The organism is Methylobacterium brachiatum (assembly GCF_900113845.1).
GTDB classification, from domain to species: Bacteria; Pseudomonadota; Alphaproteobacteria; order Rhizobiales; family Beijerinckiaceae; genus Methylobacterium; species Methylobacterium brachiatum.
The window spans coordinates 15,427-29,429 of the sequence record NZ_FOQW01000005.1 but is presented as its reverse complement, the minus strand read 5'-3'; the positions used below and the strand labels follow the sequence as shown (position 1 = coordinate 29,429).

The following is a 14,003-nucleotide window of genomic DNA, read 5'->3' as shown; positions in this document are numbered from 1 at the left end:
GGAGCGCCGTCGCCGTCAGACAAAGCCGTCCCGGGCAACCGGGGCGGCTTTTTTCCTTTTCGATGCACCGCTCGCATTCATCGTGCGCGCCCGCGAAGCGAACCAGCGATGCGCTGCATTCCGGGACCGCGCGCCGCCCTGGGCCGCTTCGCGCCGCTCGCAATGACCCTGTCGGCCCACAACCCGGAAGCCGATCAGCCCCGGGCGGCGCGCCAATCCGGATAGGCGTGGACGCGATGGATCAGCCGGCGGCGCCGGCTGACCTCGCCGAACGGCGCGAGTTCCCAATCCCAGGCCTCCGCCGGCGGCGGCAGCATCACGCCGAACATCAGGTCGAGGCTGTCGGTCACCCGCCCGGCCCGGTCCTCCGCACGCTGGACCGTGTCGGTGATCAGGCAGATCCGCTCCACATGGCCCGCCAGCCGGTCGAGGGCGGCGAGATGGGTCTCGACGATCTGCGTGCCGAGCCGCGGCGGTGCCTCCAGGCCCCGCGCCTCGTAGGCCTCGATCGGGACGATCGGCAGCTGCGACAGGAGGTTGGCCGAGACGATCAGGTCGGCGGCGGCGCAGAGTCCCGCGAGGCCGGGATCCGTCAGCCCGGCGCTGATCTCGGCGGTCACGAGGGCGACGTTGCCGTGCCGCCGGGCAGCGAGCCGCGCCGGCCAGGGATGCACCGCGTCCACCAGGGTCACCCGGGCAAACAGCTTTGCCAGCGCATCGAGCGGCACGTCGTCGAGGAGCCCGGAGCCCAGCACCACCGCCGAACCCCGGCCCACCGTCGCCTCCGCGGCGGCGAGGATGACGCTGCGCGCCCGCGCCAGGTGCGGCGCCCAGGCAGCGCGGCAGCGGCGGGACCGAGCGTGGAGCAGGCCGCTCTGTCGGACGTAGCCGCGCCGGCGCAGGCGCAGCGGCGCGGGATTGACCAGCGACAGCGCCCAAGCGAGCAGCATCGGGGCGGGGTCAGGCCTCGTCGGCCGTCGCGGCTCGGGCGGCGACGCTGCGATAGCCGGTGGCCAGCACGTAGAGCTCGCTCGAGTCGGAGCGGCTGGCTGCCGGCTTCACGTGGCGCACGGCGGTGAAATCGCGCTTCAGGTCGGCCAGCAGGGCATTCTCGGTGCCGCCCTGCAGCACCTTGGCCAGGTAGGCGCCCCCCGGGGCCAGGATCTCCCGGGCGAACTCGGCAGCGGTCTCGGCCAGGCCGATGATCCGCAGATGGTCGGTCTTCTTGTGGCCGGTGGCGTTAGCGGCCATGTCGGACAGGACGAGGTCGGCCGGGCCGCCGAGCAGCGTCGTCAGCTTTTCCGGCGCCTCGGGATCGAGGAAGTCGAGGGTGATGAACTCGACGCCCGCCATCGGCTCGATCTCGAGCAGGTCGATTCCCACGACCCGCCCCGTGGCCCCGACGATCCGCGCGGCGACCTGCGACCAGCCGCCGGGCGCTGCGCCGAGATCGACCACCCGTTGGCCGGGCCGCAGAAGCTTGTAGCGCTCGTCGATCTCGATCAGCTTGTAGGCCGCGCGCGAGCGGTAGCCCTCGCGCTTGGCCCGGGCGACGTAGGGGTCATTGAGCTGGCGCTCCAGCCAGCGCTTCTGCGACAGGGTCCGGCCGCGGCCGGTCTTCACCCGTTGCTTGAGGTCGCCGCGCACGCCCCCGGTGGAGCCCGCGCCCCCGCGCCGGTCCGTCATGGCCGAATCCTCATCGAACGGCCTTCCGGTTCCAGACGCCGTCCTCCCGCATCATGTTCATCAGCAATCCCTCGCGCAGGCCCCGGTCGGCGATGCGCAGGCGGTCCGACGGGAAGGCCCGCCGGATCGCTTCCAGGATCGCGCAGCCCGCCAGTACCAGATCCGCGCGGTCCCGTCCGATGCAGGGATTGTCGGCCCGCTGCTCCAGGCGGGTGTCGAGCAGGTCGTCGATCGCCGTCGAGACCTCGTGGTCGCTCATCCACAAGCCGTCGACGCGCCGCCGCTCGTAGCGCGCCAGGCGCAGGTGCATGGCGGCGATGGTCGTCACGGTGCCGGAGGTGCCGAGCAGGTGGAAATGCGGCGCCGTGGCCGCGGCCGCCGCGCGGATCGCGAAGGCGGACAGCTTTTCCGCCACCTCCTCGACCATGCCCTCGAACATGCGCCGGGTCACCTCGGCCCCGCCATGGCGCTCGGCCAGGGTCACCACGCCCACCGGCAGGGAATCCCAGGCGCGGATCCGCAGGGTCGGGTCGGTGGACGGGTTGGCGGCCTCGCCGTCGAGCCAGGCGATCTCGGTGGAGCCGCCGCCGATGTCGAAAATCACCACGGATTCGGCCGCCGGGTCGGCGAGCGCGGCGCAACCGGTGACCGCCAGATACGCCTCGGTCTGCCGGTCGACGATCTCGAGATCGAGCCCGACGCCGCGGCGGACACGGTCGACGAAGGCCGCGCCGTTCACCGCGAGGCGACAGGCCTCGGTGGCGATCACCTTGGCGCGCCGGACGCCCCGGGTCTGCATCTTGGTCCGGCAGATGCGCAGGGCCTCGACGGTCCGCTCGATCGCCGCCTCGTTCAGCCGATCCGAGGTGCCCAGCCCCTCGCCGAGCCGGACGATGCGCGAGAACGCGTCGATCACCCGGAAGCCGCTGAAGGTCGGCTCGGCGATCAGCAGGCGGCAATTGTTGGTGCCGAGATCCAGCGCCGCGTAGGCGACGCGACGCCGGTCGCGGCCCGGCAGCGGGGCCGGAGTCTGGAGCGGCGCTGCGCCGGTCGATGGGCGGGACGGCGCGGCCGCGGCGGTCTCGTCCCTCATCGGCGCGGCCGTCGGTCCTTCGGGTCGGCCATGAGCGTCGCGCTCGGCCATTCTTGGTGAAAGACCCTACAGGGTCGGTCGGGAACTGCAACGTCCGATCGAGACCGTACTCAGGCGACCGCCTTCATGGCGCTGGTCCGGCGCGGGATCGGCCGCAGCAGGCTCTTTACCTGAGAATAGGGGCGGGGCCGGTTGATGACCTCGTCGAGCCGGGACCACAGGGTCTTGGGCGAGAACGGCTTCGCGATGATCTCGTTGACCCCCAGCGCCACCGCGCGGTCGACCACGTTCCGGCGCGGCTGGGCGAGCATCAGGATGATTGGGATGGTCGGGCAGGGGGAGGTGGTCGGGGTACGGGCCAGACGGATGAACTCCTCCCCCGACAGAATCGACAGGTCCCAATCGATGATGCTGATATCGGGCTTGCTCTCGGCCAGCACCCCGAGGGCCTCGGCGCCGTCCGGCGCCTCGAGCACGCGCTTGATGCCGACCCGCATGAGCATGTCGCGCACGATTCGCCGGATGTAGAGGCTCTCGTCCACGACGAGGGCCGAGAGATCGGGGAATGTCGGGGTCGCGATCATGGCCGGGTGCCGTTACGGGGCGCGACGCGAGTCTAGCCCAACAGCCTTTGCGTTTCGCTAACGCCCTCGTCGGCAAGGCGAACGCCACGACGAGCCGTCCCGTCGCCCTGCGTTGTTTGCCGCAAGAAAGTAACGAAACCGGCGCGTCTTGGCCAAGAAGGTCCTTGCGGTCAAGGCCCGATTGCGTCAGGACTGGGGCGTTATTCTTGGTTACCGCGACCGGGGGTAATGATAGTGCGGGGCGTGGGCTGTCTGGGATGGCGCGCACGCGGTATTCGAGACCAGGGCGGCGGACGGTTTTTGCGAGCTTTCGATGGGACGTGGTCGTGATTTCAGGGGGCCGCAGAAGCGCGGCTTCGACGAGGCTGGCGAGCCGAGATGGCCTGATCAGGCTCCCCCCAGCGGCGGATACGGCGGTGGTGGTTTCGGTGGTGGCGGCGGCGGTGGCGGTTTCGGCGGTGGCGGTTTCGACCGTGGCCCGGCCCGCGGCGGCGCGGCACCGGTGGCAACCGGGCCGGAGCGTGATGCGACGGTCAAGTGGTTCAACAAGGAGAAGGGCTTCGGCTTCGTCGAACTCGGCGACGGTTCGGGCGATGCCTTCCTCCACATCCGCGCCGTCGAGGCTGCTGGCCACGCCGACCTGATGCCGGGCACCCGGCTGACGGTCACCACGGCGCAGGGTCAGAAGGGTCCGCAGGTCACGAGCGTCACCAGCGTCGACACGTCCACGGCCGAGGCGCCCGCGCCCCGGCGTGAGATGCGCCCGCGCACCGGCGGCTTCGGCGGCGAGCGCTTCGGCGGTGGCGGCGGCTACGGTGGTGGCGGCGGCGGTTACGGCGGCGGTGGCGGCTACGGCGGTGGTGCCGGCGGCGGCTTCAGCGGCGGTGGCCGTGCAGCCTCCGGCCCGTCGGTCGAGATGAGCGGCACCGTGAAGTGGTACGATCCCGCCAAGGGCTTCGGCTTCGTCTCGGTCAATGACGGCGGCAAGGACGTGTTCGTCCACCGCTCGGCCCTGTCCCGCGCCGGCCTCGAATCGCTGGCCGAAGGTCAGCAGGTCACCCTCGGCGTCGTCGAGGGGCAGAAGGGTCGCGAAGCTTCGAGCATCAACGTCGAAGATTGATCGGTTTCGCGGCCGTCTTGCTGCCGCGATCCGTGAGAATGCTGGAAGGCGGCGTCCCCGAACCGGGGGCGCCGCCTTCTGCGTTTCGGGACCGCCATGCGTACTGTGTTGATGCCCGCGATCCTTCTCGTCCTCGGCCACGCGGCCGCGCGGGCTGAGGATTTCAGCGGCTTCTATGCCGGGGTGAATGCCGGCTACGCCTGGGGCAATGGGCGCGACCGCAGCTTCGTCGCCCCCGCGACCGGACCGGGCGCCGAATCCGGCCGCAACGGGAGCGGCCCGGACCTGCCGCCGAGCGCGCGGGACGCGGCGGCCGCGCTGCAGCGATCGAGCCGGAGCGGCGTCGGCGGAACACGCTGAGGTCGGGCAGAGGGCGGATGGGCGCGAACCGATTCGCCGTTGAAAGCACAAATCCGGCGCGCGGCCGGATGAACCCGTAGCCGGCGGTCGCGGCTATCGGCCGGCCGCCTAAGCGGCTCTCGCCACACTGGAATCGTTCCCAAACATAGCCGTTGCGAGTCCCGGTCGGCCGCTGCTAGGCCGCGATATGGGATCACGAAATCGGGAGACCGTGCGATGAGCGCCCGCTCGATGCCGGGGCTGACCTACCGTCTGGCTGTGGCCGGGCGCGTGGTGCTGGCCGCTGTCGGCGGCTACGGCGTTGCGGCCTTGTCGGCTGCTCTCCTGGCTTTGATCCTGCCGATGGCGCGTTCCGAGGCGGTCTCGACGGGCACGCTGGCGAGCTTCGCGATCATGGCCGGCGCGGTCGTCTGGGTCTTCGCCGCGCGGAATCTGGCGCGTGCGGCTTTGGTCCTCGGAGGCATTGCAGCCTTGCTGGCCGGAGGCCTGTGGCTCGCCGGGGCGTTCTCGGCGGCGGTGGCCTCATGAGCCGGCCCGGAAAGAGCGTCCGGCAGTCGATGGCGTGGCTGCACACCTGGTCCGGCCTCGTGGTCGGCTGGGTGCTGTTCGCGATCTTCGTCACCGGCACCGCGAGCTACTACCGCGCTGAGATCTCGCACTGGATGCGGCCGGAGCTCAGCGAGCCGACGGCCGATCCGGCGACGGCGGCGACCCGCGCCGCGGCCTATCTGAAGCGGCAGATGCCCGATGCGCTGGCCTGGTCCGTCAAGCTTCCGACCACGGAGCACCCGTCGACCGAGGTCTATTGGTGGAACCATCCGGCCGGACCGTATCACCACGCGCTGCTCGATCCCGCCACCGGCGAGGCGTCTCAGGCGCGCGACACCCGGGGCGGCGATTTCCTCTACCGCTTCCATTTCGAGCTGAGCCTGCCGCCGATCTGGGGACGCTGGATCGTCGGGACCTGCGCCATGATCCTGCTGATCTCGTTGATCACCGGGATCATCACCCATCGGCGCATCTTCGCGGACTTTTTCACCTTCCGGCGGGACAAGTCGGCCCAGCGCGGCTGGCTCGATGCCCACAACGTCGTCGGCGTGCTGGCGCTGCCGTTCCACCTGATGATCGTCTATACCGGCCTCATCGAGCTGGGGCCGATGCTGATGCCCTGGGGCATGAAGGCAGCCTACCAGCACGATATTCTGGCCTATTACGCCGAATCCGGCATCGTGGCGGCGACGCGCAAGCCCGCGGGCCAGCCCGGCAGCCTGATGCCGCTCGGCGACATCGTCACCCGGGCGATGGCGGCCCACGGCGAGGCGCCCGAGGTCGTGATGGTCACGATGCCGGGCGATGCGGCCGCGAGCGTCACGGCGTTCTTCGAGGAGCCCCCCGGCCTCGCCCATCTCCATCCGCAGATCGTCTATGCCGGCGATACCGGCGCCGAGCTGTCGCGCACCGGCGAGGTCGGCGCGGCGACCCGCACCGGCGCCGTGATGGTCGGCCTGCACGAGGCGCATTTCGCCGCCACGCCGCTGCGGGCGCTGTTCTTCCTCTGCGGAATCATGGGTGCGGCGACCATCGCGTCCGGCCTCGTGCTCTGGACCGTCGCGCGGGCGCCGAAGGGCGCGAACCCGGCGGGCTTCGGCCTGCGCCTGGTGCGGGTCCTGAATCTCGGCACCATCGCCGGCCTTCCCACGGGTCTGGCCGCCTATTTCCTAGCCAATCGCCTGCTGCCCCTCGACTTCGCCGAGCGCGCCGGCTGGGAGGTGCGCACCTTCTTCGCCGCCTGGATCCTCGCCGCCCTGGTGGCGTCCCTATACCCGAAGGCCAAGGCCTGGCCGTTCGCCTTGGGGATCGCGGCGCTCGCCTTCCTGGCCATCCCGGTCGCCGACACGCTCACCGTGGGCCAGGCGCGGTTCCTCGGCTTCGACGCGGCGATGCTGGTGGTCGCCATCCTGCTCGCCGTCGGCGCGCGGCTCGCGGCCAAGCGGCCGGAGCGGTCGCGGGTCGCCCGGCCGACCTTGTCCAGGGCGGTGGAAGCGTGACCGCTTCCGCGCTCGCCCTGAGCCTCTGCCTCAGCTTCTCGAGCTTCGCCGCCCTGGCGCTTAGCCTCGACCGGCACCACCGCGCCGCATTCCGGGTCCCCGCGCCGCGGGCGCGCATCCGGAGCCTGCGGGCAGCCGGATGGTCTGGACTCGCGGTGGCCTTCGCCGCAGCGGTCGCCTGCAGCGGTTGGAATTTCGGGCCGGTGCAGTGGATCGGCGGGCTGACCGGGGGGGCGCTGCTGGTCGTGGCGGTGATGTCCTATCGGCCGGCCTGGCTGCGAGCCGCCGCGGTCGCGGCGTTGCCCGTGGCGATGCTCGCTCTGCCGTTCGCCCTGGGCCCCTGAGAACCGTCTCAAGCGTCGGCCAAGCTAACGCTCAAGGTCAGCACATCGGCTTTGCAGGAATGCGACAGTGTTGGCCGAGCAATCGGCGGCTGGGCGCCGCGGCCGGCCGGTCTTCGCGTCGCTGCAGGGCACATCAGAACCGGTCCAAAATTGTCCCCTCGCGATCCTGAACAGGAGGGCGTAGACTCGCCCCACTCGCGCACTGGCCAAAAGTCCACCTTGATTCGGCAAGCCAAAAGCCATTGGCTGCCATCCGAGCCGAACCGGACCGACCTGAGATAAGCGGCGGTCCGCGTACCAGCTTCAGCCCAAGAGCCGCGGCTCGCGAGGCCGGGGCTTATGGAGGGAACAGAGCCATGAACAAGCCGGAATTCCTCGGCGACGCCCGGACGAAGTCACCCTTCTCGGCCCGCTACGACAATTTCATCGGCGGCCAATGGGTCGCCCCGACCGCCGGTCGCTATTTCGAGAACACCTCGCCGATTACCGGCAAGGTCATCTGCGAGGTGGCCCGCTCCGATGCCGCCGACGTGGACAAGGCGTTGGACGCCGCCCACGCGGCCAAGGAAGCCTGGGGCCGCACCGCCCCGGCCGAGCGCGCCCGCATCCTCAACAAGATGGCCGACCGGATGGAGGAGAACCTCGATCTGATCGCGCTCGCTGAGACCTGGGACAACGGCAAGCCGATCCGCGAGACGACCAACGCCGACATCCCCCTGGCGATCGACCATTTCCGCTACTTCGCCGGTTGCGTCCGCGCGCAGGAGGGCTCGATCTCCGAGATCGACCACGACACGGTGGCCTACCATTTCCACGAGCCGCTCGGCGTCGTCGGCCAGATCATCCCGTGGAACTTCCCAATCCTGATGGCGGTCTGGAAGCTCGCCCCGGCGATCGCGGCCGGCAATTGCGTGGTGCTCAAGCCCGCCGAGCAGACCCCCGCCTCGATCCTCGTGGTGATGGAGCTGCTGGCCGATCTGCTGCCCCCGGGCGTGATCAACATCGTCAACGGCTTCGGTCTCGAGGCCGGCAAGCCGCTGGCCTCCTCGCCGCGCATCGCCAAGATCGCGTTCACCGGTGAGACCACCACCGGCCGCCTGATCATGCAATACGCCTCGCAGAACCTGATCCCGGTGACCCTGGAGCTGGGCGGCAAGTCGCCGAACATCTTCTTCGCCGACGTGGCCAACGAGGACGACGACTTCTTCGACAAGGCCCTCGAAGGCTTCACCATGTTCGCCCTCAATCAGGGCGAGGTCTGTACCTGCCCGAGCCGCGCGCTCGTGCACGAGTCGATCTACGACCGCTTCATGGAGCGGGCGATCAAGCGGGTCGAGGCGATCACCCAGGGCTCGCCGCTGGATCCCGCCACGATGATCGGCGCCCAGGCCTCGGGCGAGCAGATGGAGAAGATCCTCAGCTACATCGATATCGGCCGCCAGGAAGGCGCGCAGCTGCTCACCGGCGGTGAGCGCAACGTCAAGGACGGCGAGCTGGCCGAGGGCTTCTACGTGCAGCCGACGGTGTTCCGCGGCCACAACAAGATGCGGATCTTCCAGGAAGAGATCTTCGGCCCGGTCCTGTCGGTCACGACCTTCAAGGACGATGCCGACGCGCTGTCGATCGCCAACGACACCCTCTACGGCCTCGGCGCCGGCATCTGGACCCGCGACGGCACCCGCGCCTACCGCTTCGGCCGGGCGATCCAGGCCGGCCGCGTCTGGACGAACTGTTACCACGCCTACCCGGCCCATGCGGCCTTCGGCGGCTACAAGCAGTCCGGCATCGGCCGTGAGACCCACAAGATGATGCTCGATCACTACCAGCAGACCAAGAACATGCTGGTCAGCTACTCGGCCAAAAAGCTCGGATTCTTCTGAGTTCCGGTCCGGGTTCCCCCCGAGCCGACTTCACCCCGGCCTCACGGCCGGGGTTTTTTGTTCGGGGGAGGGGGCGCCATCCCGACGCGAGGGTTATCCAATTCTGAACCCTTATCCTGAGGCGGCGACGCGGAGCGGCGCCCTCGACGGAGGGCTCCAGGGATCGGGCGGCCGGCTGGAAGGCTCCTTCGAGGCGTCCGCATCGCTTCGGCACCTCAGGATGAGGGCGGGGGTGGGAACGTCCGTTTTCGCAGCAGGTCAAATCCTGTGCGTCGTGGAAATTCGAATTCCAGCACGCATATCCAACACTCAGCACGGGAGGGCAGTATGAGCGCGGTCTCAACGCAAGAAGCCACCACCGCGGAGCAAACCGGGGCCGACGGGACGCCGCTGCGGGTGACCGCCACCCCCGCGGCTCTGTCGCTGATCGACGAGCTTCGCTCCGAGTACGGACCGGTCATGTTCCACCAATCCGGCGGCTGCTGCGACGGGTCCTCGCCGATGTGCTACCCGGTCGGCGACTTCATCATCAGCGACGGCGACGTCCATCTCGGCACGGTCGGCGGCGCGGACTTCTACATCTCGCGCCCGCAATTCGAGGTCTGGAAGCACACCCACATCCTGCTCGACGTGGTCCCGGGGCGCGGCGGCATGTTCTCGCTGGAAAACGGCCGGGAAAAGCGCTTCCATATCCGCTCGCGGCTGTTCACCGAGGCCGAGAACCGGGCGCTCGAGGGCGCGTGCAAGCTCTGAGGCGGGAGGGGATCGATGGCCACCGTGAAGCTGTGGAGCGACGCCGAAGCGGAGGCCGATCCGCGGGTGCGAGCGGTGTTCGCCGACATCCGGGCGACCCGCGGCTCGGATTTCGTCAACAACTTCTGGCGCGGCCTCGCCAACGATCCGGGCCTGCTGGAGCGGACCTGGGCCAGCCTCAAGACCGTGATGGGACCGGGCAGCCTCGACCCGCTGACCAAGGAGCTGGTCTATATCGCGGTCTCGATCGCCAATGGCTGCCCCTACTGCATCCACTCGCACACCGCCGCGGCGAGCGCGAAGGGCCTGACCCCGGAGCAGCACGGCGAGTTCCTGGCGGTGGTCGGCATGGCGAACCAGACCAATGCCCTAGTCAACGGCATGCAGATCCCCGTGGATCCCGCATTCAAGGTGGGGGAGTGATGAGCGACGAATCCGAGACCCGGAAGCCGGGCCTGGTGGTGCTGCGCGAGAGCGCGCCGTTCCGCGGCAAGCAGGGCCATATCTACCGCCCGGCCATCTCGGCGGAGGCGGTCGGCGCCAAGGCCTTGCACATGCAGCTCCTGGAGATCCCGCCCGGCGAGCGCGCCCACGCCCACAAGCACGAATCGCACGAGACCGCGATCCACGTCCTGTCGGGCATCTCGGGCTGCTTCTGGGGCGCACACCTGGAGCACCACGTGATCGCCGGCGCCGGCGAGTTCGTCTACATCGCCGCCGACGTGCCGCACCTGCCCTACAACCGCAGCCAGACCGAGCCGGTGACCGCGTTGATCGCCCGGACTGACCCGAACGAGCAGGAGAGCGTGGTCCTGCTGCCCGAGCTCGAAGCCGGCGTCGATTGGTCGAAGGCAGAGGGGTAGGCTGCCGGTCTGTTCGCCCGGCGAACGCATTTCTAAACAGAACACCTCATCCTGAGGTGCCGAAGCGTAGCGGAGGCCTCCTTCGAGGCCCCGCAATCTTCGATCGCCGGACACCTCAGGACGAGGGCGTGGGTGGGAGAGATCCAACCCGTACGGTCCGGCTCTTCCCGCCCCAGCGCTACCGTTGCTCGATGCGCTCGTTGGCCAGCCGCTCGGCGCGGGTACGCTCCTCGCCGCTGAGCCCGGACAGGGTCTGGTCCAGCCAGGCGTCGGACAGGCCCTGCGCGGCGGCGGCGAGGTTCCAGGCCGCGGCCTCGATCGGGTTCTTGGCGACGCCGCGGCCAACCGCGTAGAGCCGGGCGACGCGGTTCTGCGCGATCGCGTTCCCGCGGGAGGCCGCGTGCAGGAAGTAGCGGGCGGCCGAGCGCTCGTCCTTGGTCACGCCGTTGCCGTTGAACAGCAGGATCGCGTACTCGACCTCGCTGGCGAGATCGCCGTTATCGGCGCCGCGCCGGAACCACTGGGCCGCCTGGCTGGCATCCTTCGGCACGCCGCGACCTTGCAGATAGAGCACGCCCAGATCGTGCTGGGCCGGGCCGATCTCGGCCTCCGCGGCCTTGCGGAACTGCGCGGCAGCCGCCGCCTCGTCGGCGGTGGCGCCGGTGCCGATCAGGATCAGGCCGAGATTGTAGGCCGCCGTGGCCGAGCCGTTGGCGGTGGCCTGCTCCAGCCAGCGCCGGCCGGCCTTCGGGTCCTTGGGCATGCCGCGCCCGTCGAGCGCCATCAGGCCGAGCGACGACATCGCGGCGGCGTCGTTCTGGGCAGCCGCGAGGCGGTACCATTCGGCCGCCTTCACGGGGTTCTGCTTGACGCCGAGTCCCTGGTTGTAGAGCTCGCCCAGCAGCGTCATCGCCGCCGCATCCTTGGGATTCGCCTCGATGCGCTTGGTCGCCTCCCGGAAGGCGGTGACGTACTGGCCGCGCTGGTAGGCGCCGTAGGCGAGGTCGGCCGGCTGGCCGTTATTGGGCGGCACGGCGCCCCGGGAATAGTTCGGCGTGTAGGGGCTCGGAAGTTCCGGCGTCGCCTTCTTGTCGGACGGGGCGGCGGTCTTGGCCGGATCGAGGGGACCCGGGGCGGCGAGCGCCGGCACAGGCAGCGCCGTGACCAAGAGCACCGCGAAACGCAGGACGCGAAGGCTCACGCGGCCTGCCCCGCGAGCACGGCCTGCGCCCGGGCCACGGCGTCGGGCTCGTTCAGCCATAGGCCGCTCTCCAGGCCCACGAACTCGGCACCGGTGGCCGCGAGCGGGTCGATCTCGTCCGGTGCCGCGGCGACCGCGACGCAGGGCGTCTCGAAGATCTCGGCCCACCATTCGGCCCGGGCCAGCACGGTCTCGGCCTCGGGGGCGACACCGTCCGGATAGAGGCCCCCGAACATCAGGTAATCGATGCCGGCCTCGCCCGCCTCCATGGCGCCGTGCTTGGTCTCGAGGCCGCCCGCCCCGAGGATGCGGCCGTCCCGGAGACGGTCGCGCAGGTCCTTCAGGTCGCGCGGCTTGTCGACATGCACCCCGTCGGCGCCGCCCCTTGTCGCCACCGAGACGAGGTCGCCGGTGAAGCCCGGGCAGGCCACCACCAGCGCCGCGCCGCAGCCCTGGGTGATCGGCGCGATCTGCTTCACCCGGGCGGTGAGCCCGCGCTCGTCGGTGGCGGCGAGCCGCAGGATCACGGCCGCGACATCGCCCGCCTTGCAGGCCGCGTCGAGCGCGGCCGCGAAGGCGTCGATGCCGTCGGCATCCAGGTTGTGGGGCCCGAGCAGGGCGAGGCGCTGTTGGCTGCTCATCGAACCGGCCGGCCGGCGCGTTACTGCGCGCCGATCTTCGGATCCAGCGCGCCGCTGGCGTAGCGCTTGGCCATCTCGGAGACGGAGATCGGCCGGATCTTCGAGCCCTTGCCGGCAGTGCCGAACTCCTCGAAGCGCTGCTTGCACAGCTTGGTCATCGCCTCCATGGCGGGCTTCAGGTACTTGCGCGGGTCGAACTCCGACGGGTTCTCGGTGAGCACCTTCCGGATCTGGCCGGTCATCGCCATGCGGTTGTCAGTGTCGATGTTGATCTTGCGCACGCCGTGCTTGATGCCGCGCTGGATCTCCTCGACCGGCACGCCCCAGGTCGGCTTCATCTGGCCGCCATACTGGTTGATGATGTCCTGCAGCTCCTGCGGCACCGACGAGGAGCCGTGCATCACCAGGTGGGTGGTCGGCAGGCGGCGGTGGATCTCCTCAATCACGTTCATCGCCAGCACGTCGCCGTCCGGCTTGCGGGTGAACTTGTAGGCGCCGTGGCTGGTGCCCATGGCGACCGCGAGGGCGTCGACCTTGGTGGCCTCCACGAACTTCACCGCCTCGTCCGGGTCGGTCAGCAGCTGGTCGTGGCTGAGCGTGCCCTCGGCGCCGTGACCGTCCTCGGCCTCGCCCTGGCCGCTCTCCAGCGAGCCGAGCACGCCGAGTTCGCCCTCCACCGAGACGCCGGCCCAATGGGCCATCTTGGTGACGTTGCGGGTGATCTCGACATTGTAGTTGTAGTCGGCCGGGGTCTTGCCGTCGGCCTTGAGCGAGCCGTCCATCATCACCGAGGTGAAGCCGTACTGGATCGCGGTGGCGCAGGTCGCCTCGTTGTTCCCGTGGTCCAGATGCATGCAGACCGGGATGTGCGGGTAGATCTCGACCAGGCCGTCGATCAGCTTGGCCAGCACCACGTCGTTGGCATAGGCGCGGGCACCGCGGCTCGCCTGCAGGATCACCGGCGAGTCGGTGGCATCGGCCGCCGCCATGATCGCCAAGCCCTGTTCCATGTTGTTCAGGTTGAACGCCGGCACGCCGTATTCGTGCTCAGCGGCGTGGTCGAGAAGCTGCCTGAGGGTGATCCGTGCCATCGTCGTCTGTCTTCCCGCTTACCGTCTGGTGGTCCGCCCGATCGCCCACGGCGACGGACATCTAGTGTGCCTCGTTGTCCAGGCCGGCGATCAGGTTGTCGATGTCTTTGAGACAAACATCGATTTCAGCAACCGATGTGCGCATTGTCGCCACCGCGGCGACTGCCTGGTTCTGATCCCTCGGTATTGTGGCTTCGAGGTTGTCGAGGCGCGCCAACGTCTCGGTCCGAGATTGCAAGATCTTAGCCTGAACGTCCCTCAGAATCTCGATCGTTACCGTTTCCAAATTTTCGCTCATTGCCTTAACTCCTCGCTGGGGCAGTCAACTTCTTGATTGGT

The 14,003-nt window shown here is 69.5% G+C and carries 17 protein-coding genes; 9 read left to right on the top strand and 8 right to left on the bottom strand.

Features of this window, described 5'->3' with window-relative positions; translation table 11 throughout:
* Positions 1 to 194 precede the first annotated feature (194 nt).
* The 4 genes from BMZ47_RS06300 to BMZ47_RS06285 form a co-directional block, all read right to left on the bottom strand.
* On the bottom strand, positions 195 to 950 hold the full coding sequence (locus tag BMZ47_RS06300; protein WP_091859880.1) for a hypothetical protein: 756 nt from the start codon (positions 948 to 950) through the stop codon (positions 195 to 197).
* A 10-nt stretch (positions 951 to 960) separates the two neighbouring features.
* Positions 961 to 1,686: an RlmE family RNA methyltransferase gene (locus BMZ47_RS06295; RefSeq protein WP_007568123.1), complete on the bottom strand. Its 726-nt coding sequence runs from the start codon at positions 1,684 to 1,686 to the stop codon at positions 961 to 963.
* A 10-nt stretch (positions 1,687 to 1,696) separates the two neighbouring features.
* On the bottom strand, positions 1,697 to 2,779 hold the full coding sequence (locus BMZ47_RS06290; RefSeq protein WP_050732396.1) for a Ppx/GppA phosphatase family protein: 1,083 nt from the start codon (positions 2,777 to 2,779) through the stop codon (positions 1,697 to 1,699).
* A 110-nt stretch (positions 2,780 to 2,889) separates the two neighbouring features.
* Positions 2,890 to 3,363: a response regulator gene (locus BMZ47_RS06285; RefSeq protein WP_007568119.1), complete on the bottom strand. Its 474-nt coding sequence runs from the start codon at positions 3,361 to 3,363 to the stop codon at positions 2,890 to 2,892.
* Between the two features lie 313 nt (positions 3,364 to 3,676).
* On the opposite strand from BMZ47_RS06285, the gene BMZ47_RS29110 reads away from it, so the two are divergent.
* From BMZ47_RS29110 to BMZ47_RS06235, 9 genes are all read left to right on the top strand, one after another.
* Positions 3,677 to 4,483 carry a cold-shock protein gene (locus BMZ47_RS29110; protein WP_039904215.1) on the top strand — a complete coding sequence of 269 codons (807 nt, stop codon included), beginning with the start codon at positions 3,677 to 3,679 and terminating at the stop codon, positions 4,481 to 4,483.
* A gap of 96 nt (positions 4,484 to 4,579) precedes the next feature.
* Positions 4,580 to 4,843: a hypothetical protein gene (locus tag BMZ47_RS06275; RefSeq protein WP_091859877.1), complete on the top strand. Its 264-nt coding sequence runs from the start codon at positions 4,580 to 4,582 to the stop codon at positions 4,841 to 4,843.
* 216 nt (positions 4,844 to 5,059) lie between these two features.
* Positions 5,060 to 5,371 carry a hypothetical protein gene (locus BMZ47_RS06270; protein ID WP_007568112.1) on the top strand — a complete coding sequence of 104 codons (312 nt, stop codon included), beginning with the start codon at positions 5,060 to 5,062 and terminating at the stop codon, positions 5,369 to 5,371.
* On the top strand, positions 5,368 to 6,891 hold the full coding sequence (locus BMZ47_RS06265; RefSeq protein WP_091860503.1) for a PepSY-associated TM helix domain-containing protein: 1,524 nt from the start codon (positions 5,368 to 5,370) through the stop codon (positions 6,889 to 6,891). The genes BMZ47_RS06270 and BMZ47_RS06265 overlap by 4 nt, the downstream gene beginning before the upstream one ends.
* Positions 6,888 to 7,235, top strand: coding sequence for a DUF3325 domain-containing protein (locus BMZ47_RS06260; protein ID WP_007568109.1), 348 nt, complete (start codon positions 6,888 to 6,890; stop codon positions 7,233 to 7,235). Before BMZ47_RS06265 ends, BMZ47_RS06260 begins: the two co-directional genes overlap by 4 nt.
* Before the next feature lie 356 nt (positions 7,236 to 7,591).
* Positions 7,592 to 9,115 carry an aldehyde dehydrogenase gene (gene adh, locus BMZ47_RS06255; RefSeq protein WP_091859874.1) on the top strand — a complete coding sequence of 508 codons (1,524 nt, stop codon included), beginning with the start codon at positions 7,592 to 7,594 and terminating at the stop codon, positions 9,113 to 9,115.
* Between the two features lie 327 nt (positions 9,116 to 9,442).
* The gene (locus tag BMZ47_RS06245; RefSeq protein ID WP_091859868.1) at positions 9,443 to 9,868 is read left to right on the top strand and encodes a DUF779 domain-containing protein; all 426 of its coding nucleotides are present in this window, start codon (positions 9,443 to 9,445) and stop codon (positions 9,866 to 9,868) included.
* Positions 9,869 to 9,883: 15 nt separating this feature from the next.
* The gene (locus tag BMZ47_RS06240; protein ID WP_091859866.1) at positions 9,884 to 10,291 is read left to right on the top strand and encodes a carboxymuconolactone decarboxylase family protein; all 408 of its coding nucleotides are present in this window, start codon (positions 9,884 to 9,886) and stop codon (positions 10,289 to 10,291) included.
* Positions 10,291 to 10,731 (top strand): cupin domain-containing protein, encoded by a 441-nt coding sequence (locus tag BMZ47_RS06235; protein WP_091859863.1) that lies wholly within the window; start codon positions 10,291 to 10,293, stop codon positions 10,729 to 10,731. Before BMZ47_RS06240 ends, BMZ47_RS06235 begins: the two co-directional genes overlap by 1 nt.
* A 178-nt stretch (positions 10,732 to 10,909) precedes the next feature.
* Here BMZ47_RS06235 and BMZ47_RS06230 read toward each other — a convergent pair whose 3' ends face one another.
* The 4 genes from BMZ47_RS06230 to BMZ47_RS06215 all read right to left on the bottom strand — a co-directional run bounded on the left by BMZ47_RS06230 (position 10,910) and on the right by BMZ47_RS06215 (position 13,962).
* Complete coding sequence (locus BMZ47_RS06230; RefSeq protein WP_091859860.1) at positions 10,910 to 11,932, bottom strand: tetratricopeptide repeat protein; 1,023 nt, start codon at positions 11,930 to 11,932, stop codon at positions 10,910 to 10,912.
* Positions 11,929 to 12,573: a thiamine phosphate synthase gene (locus tag BMZ47_RS06225; protein ID WP_091859857.1), complete on the bottom strand. Its 645-nt coding sequence runs from the start codon at positions 12,571 to 12,573 to the stop codon at positions 11,929 to 11,931. Before BMZ47_RS06225 ends, BMZ47_RS06230 begins: the two co-directional genes overlap by 4 nt.
* A gap of 20 nt (positions 12,574 to 12,593) precedes the next feature.
* Positions 12,594 to 13,664: a class II fructose-bisphosphate aldolase gene (gene fba, locus BMZ47_RS06220; RefSeq protein ID WP_007568093.1), complete on the bottom strand. Its 1,071-nt coding sequence runs from the start codon at positions 13,662 to 13,664 to the stop codon at positions 12,594 to 12,596.
* A 61-nt stretch (positions 13,665 to 13,725) separates the two neighbouring features.
* Positions 13,726 to 13,962 (bottom strand): hypothetical protein, encoded by a 237-nt coding sequence (locus tag BMZ47_RS06215; protein WP_091859854.1) that lies wholly within the window; start codon positions 13,960 to 13,962, stop codon positions 13,726 to 13,728.
* Positions 13,963 to 14,003 lie beyond the last annotated feature (41 nt).